Source organism: Bartonella sp. LB28NMGDW (assembly GCF_042194435.1).
In the GTDB taxonomy this organism is placed as follows: domain Bacteria; phylum Pseudomonadota; class Alphaproteobacteria; order Rhizobiales; family Rhizobiaceae; genus Bartonella; species Bartonella grahamii.
The window spans coordinates 1-18,042 of record NZ_JBHIMX010000015.1 but is presented as its reverse complement, the minus strand read 5'-3'; the positions used below and the strand labels follow the sequence as shown (position 1 = coordinate 18,042).

At 36.5% G+C, this 18,042-nt stretch carries 14 protein-coding genes, 1 tRNA gene and 1 pseudogene; 12 read left to right on the top strand and 4 right to left on the bottom strand.

Features of this window, described 5'->3' with window-relative positions:
- Positions 1-361: 361 nt before the first annotated feature.
- Positions 362-1,132 carry a phage tail assembly protein gene (locus tag ACFIKG_RS07690; RefSeq protein ID WP_375652032.1) on the bottom strand — a complete coding sequence of 257 codons (771 nt, stop codon included), beginning with the start codon at positions 1,130-1,132 and terminating at the stop codon, positions 362-364.
- A 307-nt stretch (positions 1,133-1,439) separates the two neighbouring features.
- Between ACFIKG_RS07690 and ACFIKG_RS07685 the strand changes: the two genes are divergently transcribed.
- The 5 genes from ACFIKG_RS07685 to ACFIKG_RS07665 all read left to right on the top strand — a co-directional run bounded on the left by ACFIKG_RS07685 (position 1,440) and on the right by ACFIKG_RS07665 (position 7,969).
- On the top strand, positions 1,440-1,718 hold the full coding sequence (locus tag ACFIKG_RS07685; protein WP_375627452.1) for a hypothetical protein: 279 nt from the start codon (positions 1,440-1,442) through the stop codon (positions 1,716-1,718).
- A gap of 229 nt (positions 1,719-1,947) precedes the next feature.
- Positions 1,948-3,144, top strand: coding sequence for a multidrug effflux MFS transporter (locus tag ACFIKG_RS07680; RefSeq protein WP_375652031.1), 1,197 nt, complete (start codon positions 1,948-1,950; stop codon positions 3,142-3,144).
- A 260-nt stretch (positions 3,145-3,404) separates the two neighbouring features.
- Positions 3,405-4,136 (top strand): alpha/beta fold hydrolase, encoded by a 732-nt coding sequence (locus ACFIKG_RS07675; RefSeq protein WP_375652030.1) that lies wholly within the window; start codon positions 3,405-3,407, stop codon positions 4,134-4,136.
- Positions 4,133-6,307, top strand: coding sequence for an isocitrate/isopropylmalate family dehydrogenase (locus tag ACFIKG_RS07670; RefSeq protein WP_375652029.1), 2,175 nt, complete (start codon positions 4,133-4,135; stop codon positions 6,305-6,307). Before ACFIKG_RS07675 ends, ACFIKG_RS07670 begins: the two co-directional genes overlap by 4 nt.
- An 855-nt stretch (positions 6,308-7,162) precedes the next feature.
- Complete coding sequence (locus ACFIKG_RS07665) at positions 7,163-7,969, top strand: N-acetylmuramoyl-L-alanine amidase (protein ID WP_375652028.1); 807 nt, start codon at positions 7,163-7,165, stop codon at positions 7,967-7,969.
- Positions 7,970-8,973: 1,004 nt separating this feature from the next.
- Here the strand turns inward: ACFIKG_RS07665 and ACFIKG_RS07660 are convergent.
- Positions 8,974-10,170, bottom strand: a complete 1,197-nt coding sequence (locus ACFIKG_RS07660) for a porin (RefSeq protein WP_375652027.1) — start codon at positions 10,168-10,170, stop codon at positions 8,974-8,976.
- Positions 10,171-10,489: 319 nt separating this feature from the next.
- On the opposite strand from ACFIKG_RS07660, the gene ACFIKG_RS07655 reads away from it, so the two are divergent.
- Positions 10,490-10,580: transfer RNA gene (locus ACFIKG_RS07655), tRNA-Ser, on the top strand.
- Positions 10,581-12,144: 1,564 nt separating this feature from the next.
- Here ACFIKG_RS07655 and ACFIKG_RS07650 read toward each other — a convergent pair.
- Both ACFIKG_RS07650 and ACFIKG_RS07645 read right to left on the bottom strand, forming a co-directional pair.
- Positions 12,145-13,365 (bottom strand): MFS transporter, encoded by a 1,221-nt coding sequence (locus tag ACFIKG_RS07650; RefSeq protein ID WP_375652026.1) that lies wholly within the window; start codon positions 13,363-13,365, stop codon positions 12,145-12,147.
- Between the two features lie 37 nt (positions 13,366-13,402).
- Complete coding sequence (locus ACFIKG_RS07645) at positions 13,403-14,425, bottom strand: ThiF family adenylyltransferase (protein WP_375652025.1); 1,023 nt, start codon at positions 14,423-14,425, stop codon at positions 13,403-13,405.
- Between the two features lie 799 nt (positions 14,426-15,224).
- Here ACFIKG_RS07645 and ACFIKG_RS07640 point away from each other — a divergent pair.
- From ACFIKG_RS07640 to ACFIKG_RS07615, 6 genes and pseudogenes are all read left to right on the top strand, one after another.
- Positions 15,225-15,779: a hypothetical protein gene (locus ACFIKG_RS07640; protein ID WP_375649486.1), complete on the top strand. Its 555-nt coding sequence runs from the start codon at positions 15,225-15,227 to the stop codon at positions 15,777-15,779.
- Positions 15,780-15,811: 32 nt separating this feature from the next.
- On the top strand, positions 15,812-16,099 hold the full coding sequence (locus tag ACFIKG_RS07635) for a hypothetical protein (protein ID WP_375652024.1): 288 nt from the start codon (positions 15,812-15,814) through the stop codon (positions 16,097-16,099).
- A gap of 11 nt (positions 16,100-16,110) precedes the next feature.
- The gene (locus ACFIKG_RS07630) at positions 16,111-16,311 is read left to right on the top strand and encodes a hypothetical protein (RefSeq protein WP_273790108.1); all 201 of its coding nucleotides are present in this window, start codon (positions 16,111-16,113) and stop codon (positions 16,309-16,311) included.
- 3 nt (positions 16,312-16,314) lie between these two features.
- Positions 16,315-16,718 (top strand): annotated as a pseudogene (locus ACFIKG_RS07625) (GPW/gp25 family protein).
- Positions 16,705-17,586, top strand: a complete 882-nt coding sequence (locus ACFIKG_RS07620; protein ID WP_375652023.1) for a baseplate J/gp47 family protein — start codon at positions 16,705-16,707, stop codon at positions 17,584-17,586. The pseudogene ACFIKG_RS07625 and the gene ACFIKG_RS07620 overlap by 14 nt, the downstream one beginning before the upstream one ends.
- Positions 17,586-18,042 (top strand): phage tail protein (locus tag ACFIKG_RS07615; protein ID WP_375652022.1); only part of this gene is annotated, 457 nt, incomplete at its 3' end. The genes ACFIKG_RS07620 and ACFIKG_RS07615, both read left to right, overlap by 1 nt.

Genomic DNA, 18,042 nt, shown 5'->3' with positions numbered 1-18,042 from the left:
AATGCGAGTTTCCATGTTTTATCTCCTTGAATATGCTGGAGATACAATGTCTTTTTGCCAATTATGTTCCAAAAGTGGTAAATATGCGCCAAAAAGGGATAGGAAAGACCGAACACAAGACGGTGATCATTACTTAAAATTCTGGAGTATTTATTTTATTATTTCATTTTTTTGTAAAAACAGCGCATCTTCTAAAATTTTAGTTTTTATATTGTACTTATAATTAAAAGAATGCTTCAATTATTCAAAATAAATATCAAAAGTATTCAATTCAAAAAGCTATGAGAGATAAAAGAGAAGGAAGAAACATTAGTGTTCTAAGCTGTTTTTCCTTCTCTTATTATTCTATATCAAAACAATGCTAGAAAAACTTTCTAAGTTCTTTGAGTAAAAACTCCCAAAACCAGAGAGGAAAGTTGAAAAGTTTTGAGACAATGTCCAAAAGTTTCGAGATTCTCTCCAAAGTTTGTTTTTTAGTTTCGCCCGCAGTTTTTTTATACGATGTAAGAGCACTTTGATTTGAGAGATAAATTTGGTTTGATGGACCATCTTGTACTAAGAAAGTGCATTTTGTAAAGGTCATGTGTTCCACCTTTATGACGTAGGGATTATGAACTGTAATCGGTTCATAGGTGCTACAGGTTTTCACTTTTGCATTTGCAGTTGTCATGGATTCTGTTTCAAATGTATGTGTGTAAAGGTTACTTGTGCATTTTTCGGGTTTACTGTCGATTAAAATACATTCATCCATTACGCTTTTTATGGGTGCATTTACTTTGTTTATAAAGTTTTTGAGATGTTTAGAAAATTGAGTTTCTAAGGATAGGATTTTTAGGGATGGGATTTTTATGATTGTATTCATTTTATCAAGTTTTTTTAATACTTTTTTTATTAAAGGCCCGTAAATGTCTTTAATGTTTAAAAAATCACGAACACCAAGTTTACTGATGGCATTATAGGACCACCCTGAAAGACATGCGATCATTTCAATTGATTGCTCGTCGCCTTCTTTGCTCTGTATTGCTTTTAAGTCTTTAAAGTTCGGGCGGCGTAAGGTGATTTCTGTGTATGTCTTTCCTTCCACTTTAATAGGTACAAGTAATTGGTACATGGCTAGTTCTGTTATATTCATTAATAGCTTCTCCTTGCTTTCTAAATTAGATGCAGAATGATTTATCAAATTTCCATTATATCATGTTTGTCAATAGCTTAGGTAATAAACTTTGTGCTGGTTATGTAGAATGAAATTCTAACAAAATGGACAAGATGAATTTAGATTTTAGAGCGAGATAGAAGCGCAATTTGCTTTATGATATTAGTGGGCTATTAAGTTTGTTTGCTCAATTATTTGTGTTGATAAAAACTTCTCCATGAGCCATTGTTATATGCTGTATTGTTACAATAATATTTGTGTGGGGAGTTTTAAGGAGAGGGAGTTTGTGGCTTCTTTTTTCTTTGAGCGTTGTAAACCACCTCTGATAAAAGATGTTGTCGGAAAAGTGATGTTGTTATCATGGAGAGGGATAGAGTTTGGGAGCGTTTTTGTTGATGATATCAATGAAAAAAAGCTGATGAAGATAGGGCAACATGAATACAACAAAATGCGCTATTTCGGATTGGGAAATATATCTCTGAAGGAGAGTTTTGATCTTTTAGCTTCTTTTGCGTATAGTTTTAAAATTGCGATTTGCTATGCTTTAAAATTAATTATAAAGTGAAGCACTAAGTGTTTATTTACGTGTTGAGTGTGTGCGTGCGGATCATACACTGGATTTATGTATCAACAAGATGAATTATTCTCGAATAAAGTAAAAGAATAAAGAAAATTTATTATTTTATTCCCTGTGGATAAAGTTAAAATAGATTTATATTTATAAATATAAATTATTATTTTTCTATAAACGTAAAATTTAAATATTTTTAAATTTAAGAAATGTGACTTTCCTGATGAAACATAAATATACATTACCATTCATTATACTTATCGTATGTTTATCAACAGGAGGTTTGATTTCTACCGATATTTTTTTACCAGCACTGGGCGATATGCGTCAATATTATCAAGTGACACAATCTCAAATTCAAAGTGCAGTGGCGGTTTTTTTGTTGGCATTGGCACTTGGACAGCTCATTTATGGGCCGCTGAGTGATAATTTTGGGCGTAAAAAAACACTTCTATTGGGCTTATTCTTGTGGTTATTTACGACACTTGGTGTGATTTATACGGTTCATATTCACGCTTTTCTTGTGTTACGTTTTTTGCAAGGTCTTGGTGCTTGTGCGGGACTTGTCTTAAGTCGTGCAATTATCAATGATTTGTTGGATAAAAAAGCGGCTGGAAAACTTTATTTGATTGTTTTCCCTTTTATTGGAATGTCACCAGCACTTGCACCTTTCATTGGTGGACTTTTGATACAAGCTTTTCATTGGCAGGCAACTTTTATCTTTTTAAGCTTTTTTATATTTTTGACCATTTTTCTATGTTGTTTTGTGCTAACCGAAACTCTACCTCCTCAGAAGCGGCAGCATTTTTCTCCGGTAGGATTTATGAAGGCATATTTAGGTGTTCTCAGAAATAAACAATTTATTTTTTATGCACTTATTCCGTGTTTTTCTTACGCTGCCTATTTTGCTTATATTGTGGAGTCGCCTTTTTTACTCACGACTTTGGGGTTATCGCCGATACACATTAGTTATAGCTATATTGGTGTTTCGTTTCCCTATATTTTGGGAAATCTTTTGGCGCGATGGTTTTTTGAGCGCGAGTCTATGGAAAAGACTGTGGGGAGAGGGTACATTATTTTTGTGATAGGTGGTGTGCTGTTTGCTGTGCAAATGTATCTAAGTCCATGGCCCCTTGTGACAAGTTTTATGGCTATTGCTGTTCTTACTTTTGGCAATGGTTTTTTATTGCCGTTAGGAACAGCGTTGGCTATTTCATCGCATCCGAAAGCTGCGGGAGCGGCTTCTGGTGTTATGGGATCTTTGCAATTAGGAAGTGCGGCACTCAGTGCAGCGGTTATCGGAAAGATATCTGGTCATAGCCCACGGGCTATGGCAACTTTGTTAGCTGTGTGTTGTATGATTGGTTTTATCATTTATATTCAAAAAGCGCGTCATTTTATGACTTCAGAAATGAACTGAGTAAAATGATAAAAAGAAAACATTATGCGGAAATGTTTTTGATGTTGTTCACGAATGGGGTACCTGTACATTAGATGAATTTTTTTATTAAGTTGTTGGATTGAGTGGGTTTAAAATTTGTTACAAGCTTAGTTTGAGTTTAACAAATCGATTATGATGGGGGGAGAGTATGAGCCTAGAGTTTCAACATATTTTCATTATATTGGATGGGAAAAGTTTTGGCTCTAATGCATGTTTTAAATAAGGGGAGGAATTGATCAATGAGCCTTCCTATTATTATTCTTTCTCCTGTAATGCCAATTTGGGATGGTGGTGTTTTTTGTTCTCCATTGACAAAGCTATGCTTATCAAAAGGATACCCAGTCACTCTGCTGGATACACTTTCTCTTTTTCCTAAGAGTTCTCATGTGCTCAATCATGCTGCTGTAGACATTTTATCTTTTATGGCAGAAAAACTTAAAAGCTATTTTAAAGAGCCCGCAGTGCTTGTGGGATTTTCTATGGCTGGAATGTTGGTACAAATATTGGCAGCACGGCTTCCCAATGTTCAAGCTGTGCTTGCTGTGAATGCACCTGGCTATCCAGATAAGGTTTTGCAACGGCGCCTTGGAGATATTCTTGCCTCCTTAGAAAATAATGATTTGTCGGGGGCTTTGGAAATACTCAATGGTTTTATGCATCCTTCTGGCATTATGAAAAAAAGAGTTTTATTGGAGATTCCCGATAAACAAAAAAGCGTGGCAATTGAACGCATGAGAAGAGGGTTTAAACTCTTATTAGAAATAGATGCTAGAGATGAAATAGTTAAGTATAAGGGGAAGTTTTTAGCTTTAGTGGGAGAAAAGTCACAACTTGCAACGGTAGATAATCAGACGAAAAGTCATAATCTGAACCATGAATATAAGATTATTTCTGGTGCTGGTACGCGTTTGTGGGAGGATAATCCTACTATGACAGATGCAGTCATTGATGAGTGGATTGATGAGTTATGAAAAAGAAAGTTCTTGTATTACCTGGTGATGGGATAGGACCAGAGGTTTGTGATGCTGCGTTGAGGATCTTAGAGCAATTCCAATTGCCAATTGAGTTTACTTATGGTGATATTGGTTTTGAATGTTGGAAACAAGAAGGAGATCCTGTCCCTCAAGCAACTTGGCAAAAAATTATTCAGAGTGATGCCATTTTACTTGGAGCTGTGACCAGTAAGGGAAAAGAAGCGGCTTTAAAAGAACTGGAACCGCATTTAAAAGAGCAAAAACTTGCCTATGTGTCACCGGTTATTCAGCTTCGCCAAAAATTAGGGTTGTTTGCAAATATACGCCCTGTCAGATACATCTTTGGTCCGAGAAAACCTTTTCATTTTTGTGTTATCAGAGACAATAGTGAAGGCCTTTATGCTGGATTGGATTTTCGGGGTATTTCTCCTGAAACAGCCGTTTGGCTAAAACATCCCAATTTAACAAAATATGGGCTTGAGGAAGCTGCGTGGACAGTCCGTTTGCAGACACGCTTTGGTTTAGAGCGGTTATTTGAATATGCTTTTTCTTATGCGAGGAAATATGGCTTTAAGCGCGTTACTTTTGCTGATAAGCCCAATGTTATGCGAGAAAGTGGACAATTTGCTCAGGAAATTTTTGAGAAGATTGCGCAAAACTATCCGGAAATTGAAGCAGACATTCACAATGTCGATGCGGTTGCTTTGTGGATAGCAAACAAGCCAGAGCAATTTGGGGTGATTGTTGCTGAAAACATGTTTGGCGATATTCTCTCTGATCTTGCCGCTGGAGTCATGGGGGGATTAGGGCTTGCTCCTCATGTGAATGTGGGGAGCGAGATTGCTTGTTTTGAGCCTGTTCATGGCAGTGCACCACGTATTGCTGGACAGAATAAAGCAAATCCTTCTGCGATGCTTTATACCACGGCTTTACTTTTAGAGCATTTAGGTTTTAAAGATGCAGCAAAACAACTATCTGAGAGTGTTGATCAGGTTATTCGTGCTGGAAAAACTGTTACCTATGATCTTGGAGGTGTAGCCTCTACCCGTCAAATGGCTGAAGCTGTTCGCAATGTTCTTGTGAATCCTGTCTCTATTTGTCATGCGGCAATTATTACGATTGGTGATGAACTCCTTTCAGGACAATATTTGAATACGAATTTGCAGGATTTGAGTCAGAGCTTGAATAAAAGAAATATTCAAGTCACGCGTCATTTTGTTTGTGCTGATCAATTACAGCAAATCAGTGAGACTGTTGTTTCTTGCCTTGGACAAGAAGATCTTATCATTATCAGTGGGGGATTGGGACCAACATCAGATGACATAACACGTGATGCGGTTTCTCAAGCTGTAAAGCAGCCTTTGGTACATCATGAAGATGTTTGGCAAACAATAAAAGGTCAATTACAACGATTAGGGATTTTGGTGGATAAGAGTAATGCGCGTCAAGCATTGTTTCCTGAGACAGCAACCGTGCTTGATAATCCTACAGGTACAGCACCAGGCTTTTATCTTTCTTGTGATGGAAGTACGCTTGTTGTTTTGCCTGGTCCGCCATCACAGGCTCTTGCGCTTTTAGAGAATTATTTAGAACACAACGAGAAGAAATATTCTTTTGTATCGCGTGCGGGGTATGCATGGACTTTGATTGGAATTGATGAAAGTACCATTGCGCAGTGGGTTGATTGTCATCTTGAAAATGAGCCATTTGAACGGCATTTTTTATGGAAAAGCCCCTATGTTCTTGTGCAGCTTGTTGGTCAGTCATCGGCACCTTTGGCACAGCATTTAATCGAACAATTTGAAGATCATTTTCACTCCTATTTGGTTGGTGCAGAAGTTACTACTGCTTGTAAACAATTGAAAAAGCATACAGAGGTTCATTGGTCTTCCAATGATCCATATCTTTTAAAATATTTTCAGCCCATAGAAAAAAGTACAAAAAATATTCCACTGCTTGAGGTTGAAGTGAGCCTAGAACCTTCTATCGAGACATTAGAAAATCAAGAAGAAAGCCTTGGACATGCCACGATGACTATACGGATGAAAGGTTATGGTGATGATCGTGTAACTTTTCCCTATACGCGACCACTTTTAGGTGCCGTCTTACAAGAATATGCAGCTTGGTTGGTTTTAAAAAGAGTTTTGCAAACTGAGAAAAGCAAATGAACCTCTATGGGGACGTAAAAATATTGCTCAAATTATTGAACGTTCTATTATAAGAAGTATTTTGATCCTTTTCTTAAGTGGTTTTTATCTATAGGTTAAACTTTCTTTTAATGTGTAATTAAATCACTTTGATTAATTCAAGATTAAGAAAAACTTTACGATATTAGGCTTGCTACATTCAATATTTATAATGATTAATTATTATTATAAATCAATTCGTTATCTTTCATAGAGCTGATGACAAGGAATCCAGAGACTTCATGTGCCTCAAGCGTTGTAAATAATTGAGATTCTTTGTAAATCAAAAAGCGATGGTGTGAAAAGACAAGAAGTTGTGTCATTTACAGGAAAGCTTTGCAAATTTTATTGAAAAATATGTCCAGTTTATTGCGAATATGTGCCATTCAGTTATCTGATAATAAATTGCTGTAAAGAGCTTATAAAAATTTTTCCTTTAAGTTTTTGTGTGATTGCACGATCGTTGGGTGTTCGCTTCCGAGGGGCGATATTTTTCAATGTGATAACAGGAAGAATTATTTTTCTGTAAGACGTGAAAATTCAAGGAGTGATTATTTTATGCTTTTGTTTTCTTTTCGATTGGTAATTTTTAGGAATTTGTTTGAGGAAAATATTTAATGCGGTGCGTTTGTGAATGTGGTTAAAAACATTTTACGCGTGTGTGGGGGAGAAATAAAATGTGTCTTAATTGTTGATAAGAGTGTCAATGTTTTTGATGAACAAATTTTAGGCGTAATTCTTAGTATCTAGATAGGAAGTTCATTGCATTTTTAACAGTTCGTGTCCTATCTGTTGTGATGCGCAGTGGTCTTTTTTAGCAAAAAAGAAAGGGCTTTTATGTATCAGATTGATTACAACAGTTATCGTTCTGTCAAGAGTTTTAATCGTCGCGTTCGTTTTCTCGTTATGCATTATACGGCTCTTGATTTTAAATCCTCGATTATGGCGCTTACAGGAGAAAAGGTTAGTGCACACTATCTTGTTCCTGATCCTTCAGAGCAGACATATCGTGAAGCAGGCTTTAAGGACATGCGTATTTTTAATCTGGTTGATGAAAATGAGCGTGCATGGCATGCGGGTGTGAGTTCATGGGCTGGGCATAGTCATCTCAATGATGCATCTATCGGGATTGAAATCGTTAATTTAGCGACGGGTCATTTTGAGTCTCCAGAAGAGACAGTTGATTTTATGGCTTATCATGATGAGGGTGGTATATTTCCTCCTTATAATCCAATACAAATTGATGCCGTTAAGGAACTTGCCTTGAATATTCTTCAACGGTATCCCGATATTATGCCAACTGATGTTGTGGGACACAGTGATATTGCTATTGGAAGAAAAAGTGATCCAGGAGCAGCTTTCCCATGGAGAGAACTTTATAGGGCAGGTATAGGAGCATGGTATGATGATGAACTAAAAAGTCATTATCAAGAGCAATTTTCTAAGAACTTGCCGCCCAAAGAAGATATTTTGGCGAAGCTAAAATGTTATGGATATGACATTTCTGCTGCGTGTACCCAAACAGGATACAAAGATTTGATCCGAGCATTCCAACTTCATTTTCGTCAAGAAAATTATGATGGGATTCTAGATGTTGAAACAGCAGCAATTCTTTATGCATTGGTTGATAAATATTTTCCGTGAATTCAACGTGTTTTAATTGAAAATATGGTTATGATGACGTGTAAGCCTTTTTCTTATCAAGAGAGGCTTCTTTTTTTACAGTGACGTTCATAAAGAATATAATCTAAAGTCCTCTATTAAGTTAGCTTCATTTTTATGCTTAATAAAAGTGCCGAACACCATTGTATACTTTGCCAGATCTCAATGTTACTACAGTCCTTGGAACTTAAAACGATTCATAAAGGGTTTTCTTTACTCGTTTTTATTCACACGGCTCTCTCCATTCGTCGTGTACAAGTGAATGGTTTTGGTTGATTGAAACATGGGACAGGTCTGAAATGGAGAATCCTACGATATTCTGGACTTTTATTCAACATGCAAAATAATAAATTGTCATTATAAATTCATGTGATGCAGATTCAAAAAAAGGTGGGTCGTTTACAGATTGCTACTGATAGGAGTCTCTATTCTTTAGATGGGGAAGAGGTTAATTCATTTTTTGAAGATATATCTATTTTCTCTTTTATTGCTTTAGGGGATATTTTCATCGTTTTGATAACATGTTTCTTGGTGATTAAGTTTTTTAATGCGCGGCAGTGTTGTAAAATGTTGTGTTTTAGGATGTTAATAGAAGACACATTCATGCATATCAAAAACACAATGATGTCTTGTTTTTTTCAATATTTTATTTGTTCAGTACAGAACTTACCTGAGAAGTTCATGACCTAAATTAACAAAGGTTAGGTATAAATTACCAACAAAAATCAATTTGGTAATAAAGAAAAGGTATTTGTTCACCTGGGTACGCAAGAGATTGTTTGAATGGATGTGTAAGAACCCACGTATGCAGTGTTCTTATCAAGTACATCAGGTTAATTTTCTGAGAATATTTTTGTGAAAGTGAGTATTTTTTTTCAAAAAGACAAGAAAATAACGATCAAGAAAGATGTTCATGATATTTAATTTCAAAAGTAAAACCTAGCAACATAAGTTGCTAGGTTTTAAAATCTTTAGCTTAAATAGTATTAGAATGAACGCTGTAAACGGATCATACCTTGAAAAGCACTTTTTTTATTGAACAAATGTTTTTCATTATCATTCTGATCCTTCACAATGCGATCATCATTCCAATGAACATAGGTTAATTCAGGTGTAATCACAAATCCTGGAACCAACGTATATGCAATATTTACAGAAGTTGCAAAGGTTTTTACAGCACTATAAGAAACTTGTGCATTTAAATTTGCCTTTGGCGTAAGCTTGTAAGTGGCACCTGCCCAAGCAGCCCATTTACCACCCCAGTTTGCATAGATCGTTGTGCTTTGTCGTGATAACTCATCATTTTCATTTACTGTGTAGTAATCAAGGCCATTTTTATAACCAGCCATTACCCATAGATTGAAACGATCGTTGATATTGAAATCTGCACGTACTTTTCCAGCCCACTTTTTGTAGTAAGTGTCATATGCTGCAACCGCTGAAAAACCACCCCATTTTTGCATAAACTTTATACCCAAAACCACATTGGGTGTGTAATTTTTAATTGCTTTACTTGGAAGAGTATCCTTCGTGATAGGAACAAGCTTATCATCTTTATCAATATAGTATCCGCTTATTCCAGGAAGAGCATCTGAATTATTGCCTAGTTCAGCTCCGATAATAGCAGAAAAGCCGGAGTCACCATTAAAGGTGTAGGAAATAAAATTAGTGCGTGTTGTGCCTGCAGGTGCTATGCTGTCATCATTGAGAACATTTCCATAATCACCAGTCCAGCTGTTGAAAATTGTGTCATCAAGACCTACGCGAAAACCACCCAGTTCAATGTAAGCGGCTGCAAGCTTTGCAGCAGCGTTGTCTCTACCATCACCCCAGTTTGAATAAATTCTTGCATATGAACGAAGTGTTCCCATTTCTGTTTCAGAAGCTGCTTGAAAAACAAGGGTGAGCCGTGATGCTGCGCCATAGGTTTTTCTTTTGTTTCTTAGTTCAGTTTCGCTTGTTGCATCGATATTATCACCGCCTATAAAATCAGTACGAACATTTCCTGATAAACGCATGCAGGTTTCTGTTCCAGGGATATAAAAATATCCTTTTCCGTAGGCATCACAAACGCGAACATATTCTACAGGTTCGGGTTCGGCGATAACTGTTGAAGCAGCATGTGCTCCAGAAATTGTTAAAAAAGCTGCTGTAGAGCTTAAAAAGAGGGATTTAATATTCATATAGGATCTCCGAGGTCCGTTAATTTTCTTCTAAATTCTAAAGGGTATCATTTACCTAACGCATTAAGGACAAAGACATAAGTAAAATACGCGGCACTTGTTATCTTAGCTATACTAATCTTTTTAGATATTCAAATATGAAATTACCTTTTTGTAATGTATACATGTACTATTCGAGATAATGTGGTAAAAAAGACACAATTTTTGTTTTGTTAACTTTTTATCCCTATGGGCTCAATAGGAGAAAAATTTCAGATATTTGGGAAAAAAATCGAAAATGTCTTGAACTTTCTGTTGATACCATTTATGCCTCTCTGTTGGAGAGGTGGCCGAGTGGTCGAAGGCGCTCCCCTGCTAAGGGAGTAGGGCTCAAAAGGCTCTCGAGAGTTCGAATCTCTTCCTCTCCGCCATCTATTGTTATAAAAGCAGTTGATTGTGTATAGGAATTTTTTTCAGTGATTTGTGCTCATTTGCTTTTCTGCTAATCTCAATTTTGTGAAGTTTTTTGATTGCTTTTCTTGCTAGACGTTTTCTATCAGCTACTCTGCTATAGAGTGGTGCTATTTTATCTTCCTTCCATCTCAATTTATGTGCGAAATTGTATTATGTGCGAAATTGTAATACCTGTATTAGCAGCGCGTGTGGTTGCTCATTTTCTTAATTCCTGTGTTGATTTTTAATTTTATGTTTCATGAAACAAGTTACAAAAATTTCTTTTCTAATGGTGTAAACTAAAGCAAAACCAATGGGGGATATTTTAAGCGCAATATGTTTCATGTAAATCGCTATGCCAATTTATATTAAAGTAAATATGATCAGTTGTGGAAAAAAATATCCTGAGAAAAATAGGTTTGGTTCAAAATTTCTCATGCTTTTGTTGATAAAGGAAAGCGAAGCTCTGTTATAGCATCACATTGACGTTGCATATTTTTTAGCTAAGGATTGCTTATTTATTTTTATGGATATAGGGAGCAGCACGCACGTTTGTAAGAATAAGCGGCCGTAAAGCTAGATGTTACGGATTTTGTTCTACAAAGTGTTTTTGACTTCCCTATATCGTTCCAATCGTTTGGTGGCACATTTATTTTATGACGTTGTTTTGCTAAGCTTTTGCTTTTGTGTGTCAATCAGCACTTACTCCTTATACAACAGCATATTTGAGATCAATATTTAAGATGGTTTACTGCTTTATCGGTTATGTCAGCGTTTATATGCCAAATAGGGGAGAAAATATTGTATATATTTGCTAGCGAGTCATTTCTAAAAACGGAAGGATCTTTTTAATTTTGAGAAAATATAAAAGCGGAAAAGGTGGAAGTTATCTCTTATTTTTATCATCATCTTATTAATTCAGTTTTATAACTTTCATAAATCTCTATGGTCGTGTCTTTTAAATAATGAAGATTATGTGTCTTACGCTTTTGTTTATCCCGTTGGGATTATGCCTCTCATATAAAAAGAATGTTCTAAACACAAATATACTTGTGTTGCCAATTTATGCACTTGTGTTAAAGAGATATCTTTCAATGTGTATAAGCCCATTTTGCGACGGCACCTCTTAAATGGTATAAAACGTAAAAGTTTCTGTGAGGCATATAAAGTCTTATAGTGCCACACCATTTGTATACTTATGAAGATGCAAAGAGGCATATTATATATCTGCCTTCCTGTTGTGATAGATTTTAACTATGAGAGTTCATAAAAGGCATTTTTTCTTTTCTAAATTGTTTTTATTTATACGGCTTTCTCCACTTAATGATGTGCAAGCAAATGATTTTGCTTGTTTCAACCATAAAAACAGATTTGAAAAGAAAGAATCTTACAATATTCTAGTTTGCTATATTATCATTATAAATCAACATATTGCTTTATATTTTCATTGTATGTTGAACGTTGGATGTGGCAATGCTCTCAAAAAAATATCGATTTCTTTTAGAAGAAAACGTTGTGGGTGATAATTTTAAAAATTTCCTCTCATAGAGACTTTTGAGAGTGTTTCATCCATTTCATGATAACCAAACCACACATGAAAAAAGTAATGGTCGGTAATATTAGATAGTAAGATGGAGAAACTTTTGCAGGAAGAAAAGAAATAATACTTAATACTGTAATTGAAAATATTCTTCCGCTGAAAGAGACAGCACCAACAATACCAGAAATATGTTGCGTTTGTTTTTGGTTAAGTTCTGAGAAAAATAAGCTTTTTGCACCGATCGGTACAGTGCAAATAAATCCATGGATTAAAGAGAAGGCGATGACTGATGCAGCAGTTTGATGGCTATGAACTAAAAAATAGAGCGCTATGCACATCAGCGCAGAAAAGAAGGAAAAATATTTTATAGAATTCTTATATTTTTTATCAAGAACATGATACTTAGACATCAGTAAATTTGAAAAATATTGTGCTGAAAAGGCTCCAATATGGCAGCACATCAAGACGAGCATTTGCGAACCGTTGAGGTGATGAATTTTTCCTCCTGAAAGTATTATCGGTTGCCAGAAATGATAAATAATCTGAATACCAGCGCTAAAAAGGCACATGAGGAAAATAAACCATGCTCCTCCTACTGTATTTTGAAATATCCAGAGCGTTTCCTTGGCATTGTGCAAGATTGTTTTTGTTTTGGATGTTTCAATTGTCGTTTTCTTTTCTTCCGGAACAATAAGGAATATCAAAAAAATAAATCCCATCATGAGGCATGAGATGATATATCCCATAAAATATTGTCCAGAGTAATAGATCGTTCCAATTCCTACAATCCCACTGAGAATACTTCCGAAAGAGTTAACTTGGTGGTAGAGATGAGCATAATGCGAAAAGTGATCCTGTTTATCGCCTAGAGAATGGTAAATCCATCCGTCAATGGCGCTGACAATGATGCAAATGCCCGCTGCATAGAGAATTTGCGCAATAATAAGTGCTGTCATATTAGGAGCTTGAAGGCATAGAAGATAAAATACTCCTGTCATAAAGACCCCAGCCATAACGGAATATTTACGCCGATATCTGTCAGATAAAACAGCGCAGGGAAAATCAAGCAGCAGAATGGTGGTGGAAAAGACAACCTGAAGCAGAGCTAATTGCGCCAGACTAACTCCCATGGACATTAAAAAAATAGCATGGTAAACACCAATGAGCATGCGGACAGCATTATAGGATCCATAGTTGAGAGCGAGGGTGCGTGGTCTGTTCATTGTGTTGTTCCACAAACCTTACAGTGAGGATTTTTCTTTAGAGAACGCTCTTCTGTGAAAAGTTGGCTGCTCCATATCCCCACACGGTGATCAGTGGAAAGAAGGCTTCCATAACCACCCAAAAATTAAGAGCATCATTAGCACACATGGCAGCTGAAAGTGCATTAACAGGGGGAAATGTAGCAACTTTGAAGTTATTATTAATCATAACACAAGCTTCATAAATAAGATGATCACTTTTTGCCGGAAGATTACCTATAGACGAGCTACATGCGTAACAACCAGTTTTCTTAAGTATGTAAAATGGACCAAAGACAGCTATATCATTAACATAACCGGAATTTATATAGGCTTGTTTGTTTTTTACACACCATTCATTGATCCATAGGCCTAGCTGAGCAGGTGAATCAGCAGAAATGATCCATAAATCAGCTTTGGGTAATTTGTTGATATTCTCTTTTTCAGTAATCAACATTTGTAATTCATGAACTTTAATTTGGCTGTTTCTCCGCATCAGCTCACGTTTAAGAACTGTTGTTTTCGGAAGACTGATATCTTCTTCAGTAAAAAGAATTTGTCTGGTAAGGTTGGTTATCTCGATCACATCATTGTCAACAAGAGTCAATTTTCCAACGCCAGAGGATGCAAGCATTGCTGATACATGATTACCAATCCCACCACCCCCTAAAATGACAACACTTTTTTGCAAAAGAATATGCTGAACGGAGGTTGGATGCATACCATAGCTTTGATAATGGAGATGACTTCTGGAATAGCGATTATTGAGGATATTGTCTGATGTTTCAGCTTTGACAAGAAAATGGTTAGAAACAAGAAAATCAAACGCACGGTCAAAATTTTCTTTTAACATGATTAATGATAGTGAATTGTAAACTTCATCTACTGTCTTTTTTTTGATCCATTGTGCTGCAATAAGCACTAAGTTCTCCCAAAAATTTTTATCATTGATAATAAACTGCTTTGAACCTGCACCAAAAATAGCATCCTTTTCACGAACAACAACACGTGTGTATTTTCCTAAAATATATTGTTGTTTCATTTCTCCTCCCCACTTGTAGAGCAAACCAACTTTTCCCTGAAAAATAACTTCAGGTAAATTTCTTTAGTCATTAATTACATTCTGTATGATTCATGATGTCCTCCCCGTTATTGATGCTTTCATTATTCACCACATTACATGGGAGGAGGGCCCTATATAAAAATGTAAATACATTTTTATGATGTAAAGTAAATATTCCTACATCAAATATTGATGAATGTACATTGAGAAAATAACGCATCTTATCAGTTTAAAACTCTATAATCTCTATTAACTTAAATTTAATAGCATAAAATATACGATAAAAAATGAATAAATTTCAATCTTTGTAAAAAACACAAACTTTTTTACTGCTGCTGATAAAACAAACAAATCTATATTATAAAGTAGTTGATAACTACATTGATTGTGGTTATCCGTTTTGTATACGCATCATTTCATAAATGTTAATAGATTTATTAATCAAAATATTATTTTTGAAGTAATTGTAATATACTATTAAAATATTTTAAATTTACCTATAAATTGATTAAATTTCTCCTATAGAGATATAAAGATAGAAAGAAAAATCTATGACTATTTTATTGAATAAATTATTTTTTATAGCTTTATTCTGTTTGTTAAGTATTTAATTTTTGTACAATTTATCCCTTTTTATTTTTATCATATATTATTTTAAATAGATTTAATAAATTTCATTATTAATTTTTCAATACAAATTTAATTGTTTATTTTAATTTATTGCATACGAGAAAATAAAAAATGTTTACAAAAAAAAGTTCTGTTGAGAGAAGGCTTATTGCTTATCATATTTTTGCTAACATATCTTTTATCTACCTCGCATGGCTATACGGGTATAGATAAATTATTTTGTTCCCAAGCTGTTAAGGAACGTGATGATGCGGTTCAGAAGTTGGATTCAGCAAAGTTTGAAAAAGACAATGCGGAGAGAGGATGGAACGATACAATGCAAATATTGGGGGTGTCGGTAGAGGACTTGAAGAGAATAGCTTTTGAACAGCAGGCACTCTATTTTGCATTGCTGAAAAATATGCCAAATAACAAGCAACTAACTTATAAATATGAAATAACGCAAAAGCGGAATGCTGCAATTTTTGAACGGCTCGAGAAGGTTTTTACTTTATTTGAGCATGTTGAGAAAAGAACAGAGGCTTTTCGAGAATTAAATGAAGCAAATAAGCTTAAGGATCAGTCTCAAGCATTACATTATTTAGAAGTGATTTCTAAACATCATGAACATATTGATAAATTAAATCAAGAGATTAAAAGGATAGATCACAAAGTTGATAATTTAAATAACAGGCTTCAAAGTTTGAGGAAAATATTTCGATAAGAAACGAAAAGTTATTCATTTAGAAGACACGTTTGAGCAACGAGATAAAGCTCTTACAGCACAAAGAAGGAAAGAAAAGTGACGGCTCTTATGGCGCTTTGCGTATCACGAAAAATGAGCTCATTCTCTCCCATGGGGAAAACCAAATCCATTTGAATAGCCAAGGTTTGGTGCTTTCTCATCAAGCAACCCGTGTTGAATTAACGGGTAGTGTGCACATTCAGGCAGAAGATTTACAGCATAATCAAAAATCTGTTGGCGCAAGCCACAAACACGGTGGGGTCAAAATGGGTCCCTCCACAACCTCTTCCCCTCTTTAAAGGAGTTTATTATGCGTGAGAACACTTATGTTATTTTAACCAATGCCGATTTTGTTGCAGGCAAGCGTTCACCGGGCAAGGGTGAGGAAATTTGTTTAAGTGAGGAAGAGGCTAAATATCCGTTGCTGCTTGGTCAGATCACTGAAAAACCAGCACCTGTTGTTTCTGCGCCCCCAACTGTTTCTACCACAAAGACAAGCAAAGGAGCTTAAAGCATGCGGTGCGGGATGAGCGAAAAGGATGGCTCTCTTTTATATGGCTTTGCGCATTGTCAACAGTCACTTCGTAAATGTCTGACGACAAGAATTGGGACACGGGTTTTGCGTCGTCATTATGGATGTGATGTTGGAGCATTCCAAGACGCCAATGCTGATCCTGCGACGATGATGCAGCTTTATCAAGCAATTGTTGAAGCACTCGATGATCCAGAGTGTGGAGAGCCTGGGTTCTCGTTGCAGAGGATTGATCTGACAAAAGCAACGCGTGAAGGCACATTTCATTTGTTTTAACGGGCCATTTTGTTTTAACGGGTGTTTTTTATCCCGATGGGCATTTGGGGGATTGGTCACACAAAGAGCCAATGAGCATCAATTTAGAGGTTGGTGATGACAGAGTTTGAACCTTTATCCATTCCACAAGCTCCCCCTCCACAACTCCCTCTCCCACAAATTATTGAAGAGCTTTCTGTTGAAGCCATTTTAGAGCAAAAGATCACGCGTTTGACTGAGCTTTTTGCAGCGCATCATATTCCTTATAATGTGGAAAAGACGGCTTATGATCCGGTTGTCATTCAATTGCAAGCGGCGGCTTATGAAGAGTTGCTATTGCGCCAGCGAATTAATGAAGTGGCGCGAGATAATTTACTCACATTTGCCCGTGGAACAAGTTTAGATCATTTGGGGGATTTTCATGGGGTCACGCGCCTTTTGGATGAAGATGATGAGCGGTTTCGCCGCCGCATTCGTTTGAATAGACAAGGGCATTCCACAGGGGGCACAGCGCCACGTTACCAATATTTTGCCCTCTCAAGCGATATCCATGTCAAAGATGCTTTTGTTTATCGTGAGGGTAAAAGTCCGCTTATTCATGTTGCGCTTTTTAGTGACGCTCCTTCAGGGGTGGCTGATGAGGCTTTAATTGCCAAGGTACAAACAGCCCTTGATGCCCCCCATGTTAAAATGACCAATGACCACATCTTTGTGAAAAGCGCGGTACAGCGGATGATCAATGTTTCTGCTGATTTTTGGTTGTTACCGGATGAAGGCTCCTTTGTTTTGGAAAGAGCGGAGCAGAATTTAAGAGCAGAATGGGCGCGTGCGCAAAGGCTTGGGCGTGATCTGTCTTTAAGTTGGATACTAAGCCGCTTGATAGTTGAGGGCGTTCACCATGTGAACATAACGCAACCTTGTGAGGATATTTTGGTCGCACCTGATGAAGCTGTAGCTTTGGGGGATATTGTTTTGTCTGAACGGGGGCGTGCTTATTGATGCTTTCCTCACTTTTGCCCCCGAATTCTAGCTTGTTTGAACGTTGTTTTGCAGAAGCAATGGCTCTTGACCCTCACGTTAAAACCGCACTGGAAGAAATACCCCGCGCGAAATTTATTACGCGTCCGCCTTCTTGGTTGCCCTTTTTAATAGACGAATATGGCTTACAAGAATTAAACCCTTATTTCTCTAACCTTTATGATTTAATTGATCAGGGTCTTGCATGGCAAAATATTCGCGGCTCCCTTGCGGCAATAGAGATGGGGCTTGAATGGCTAGGGATTTCGGCACGCTTTCAACCCGCCTGGACGGGGCGGGTATGGTGGAATTCCTTTCAACTTGATTTTGTTCAGTTGCCTGAACGCAAAAGCCTTGAAGTCATTGAAGCGATTACCGACCTTTCCAAAAGTTTGCGCTCTGATTTTCGCCGTGGGACCTATGGTTATGATGTGCAAG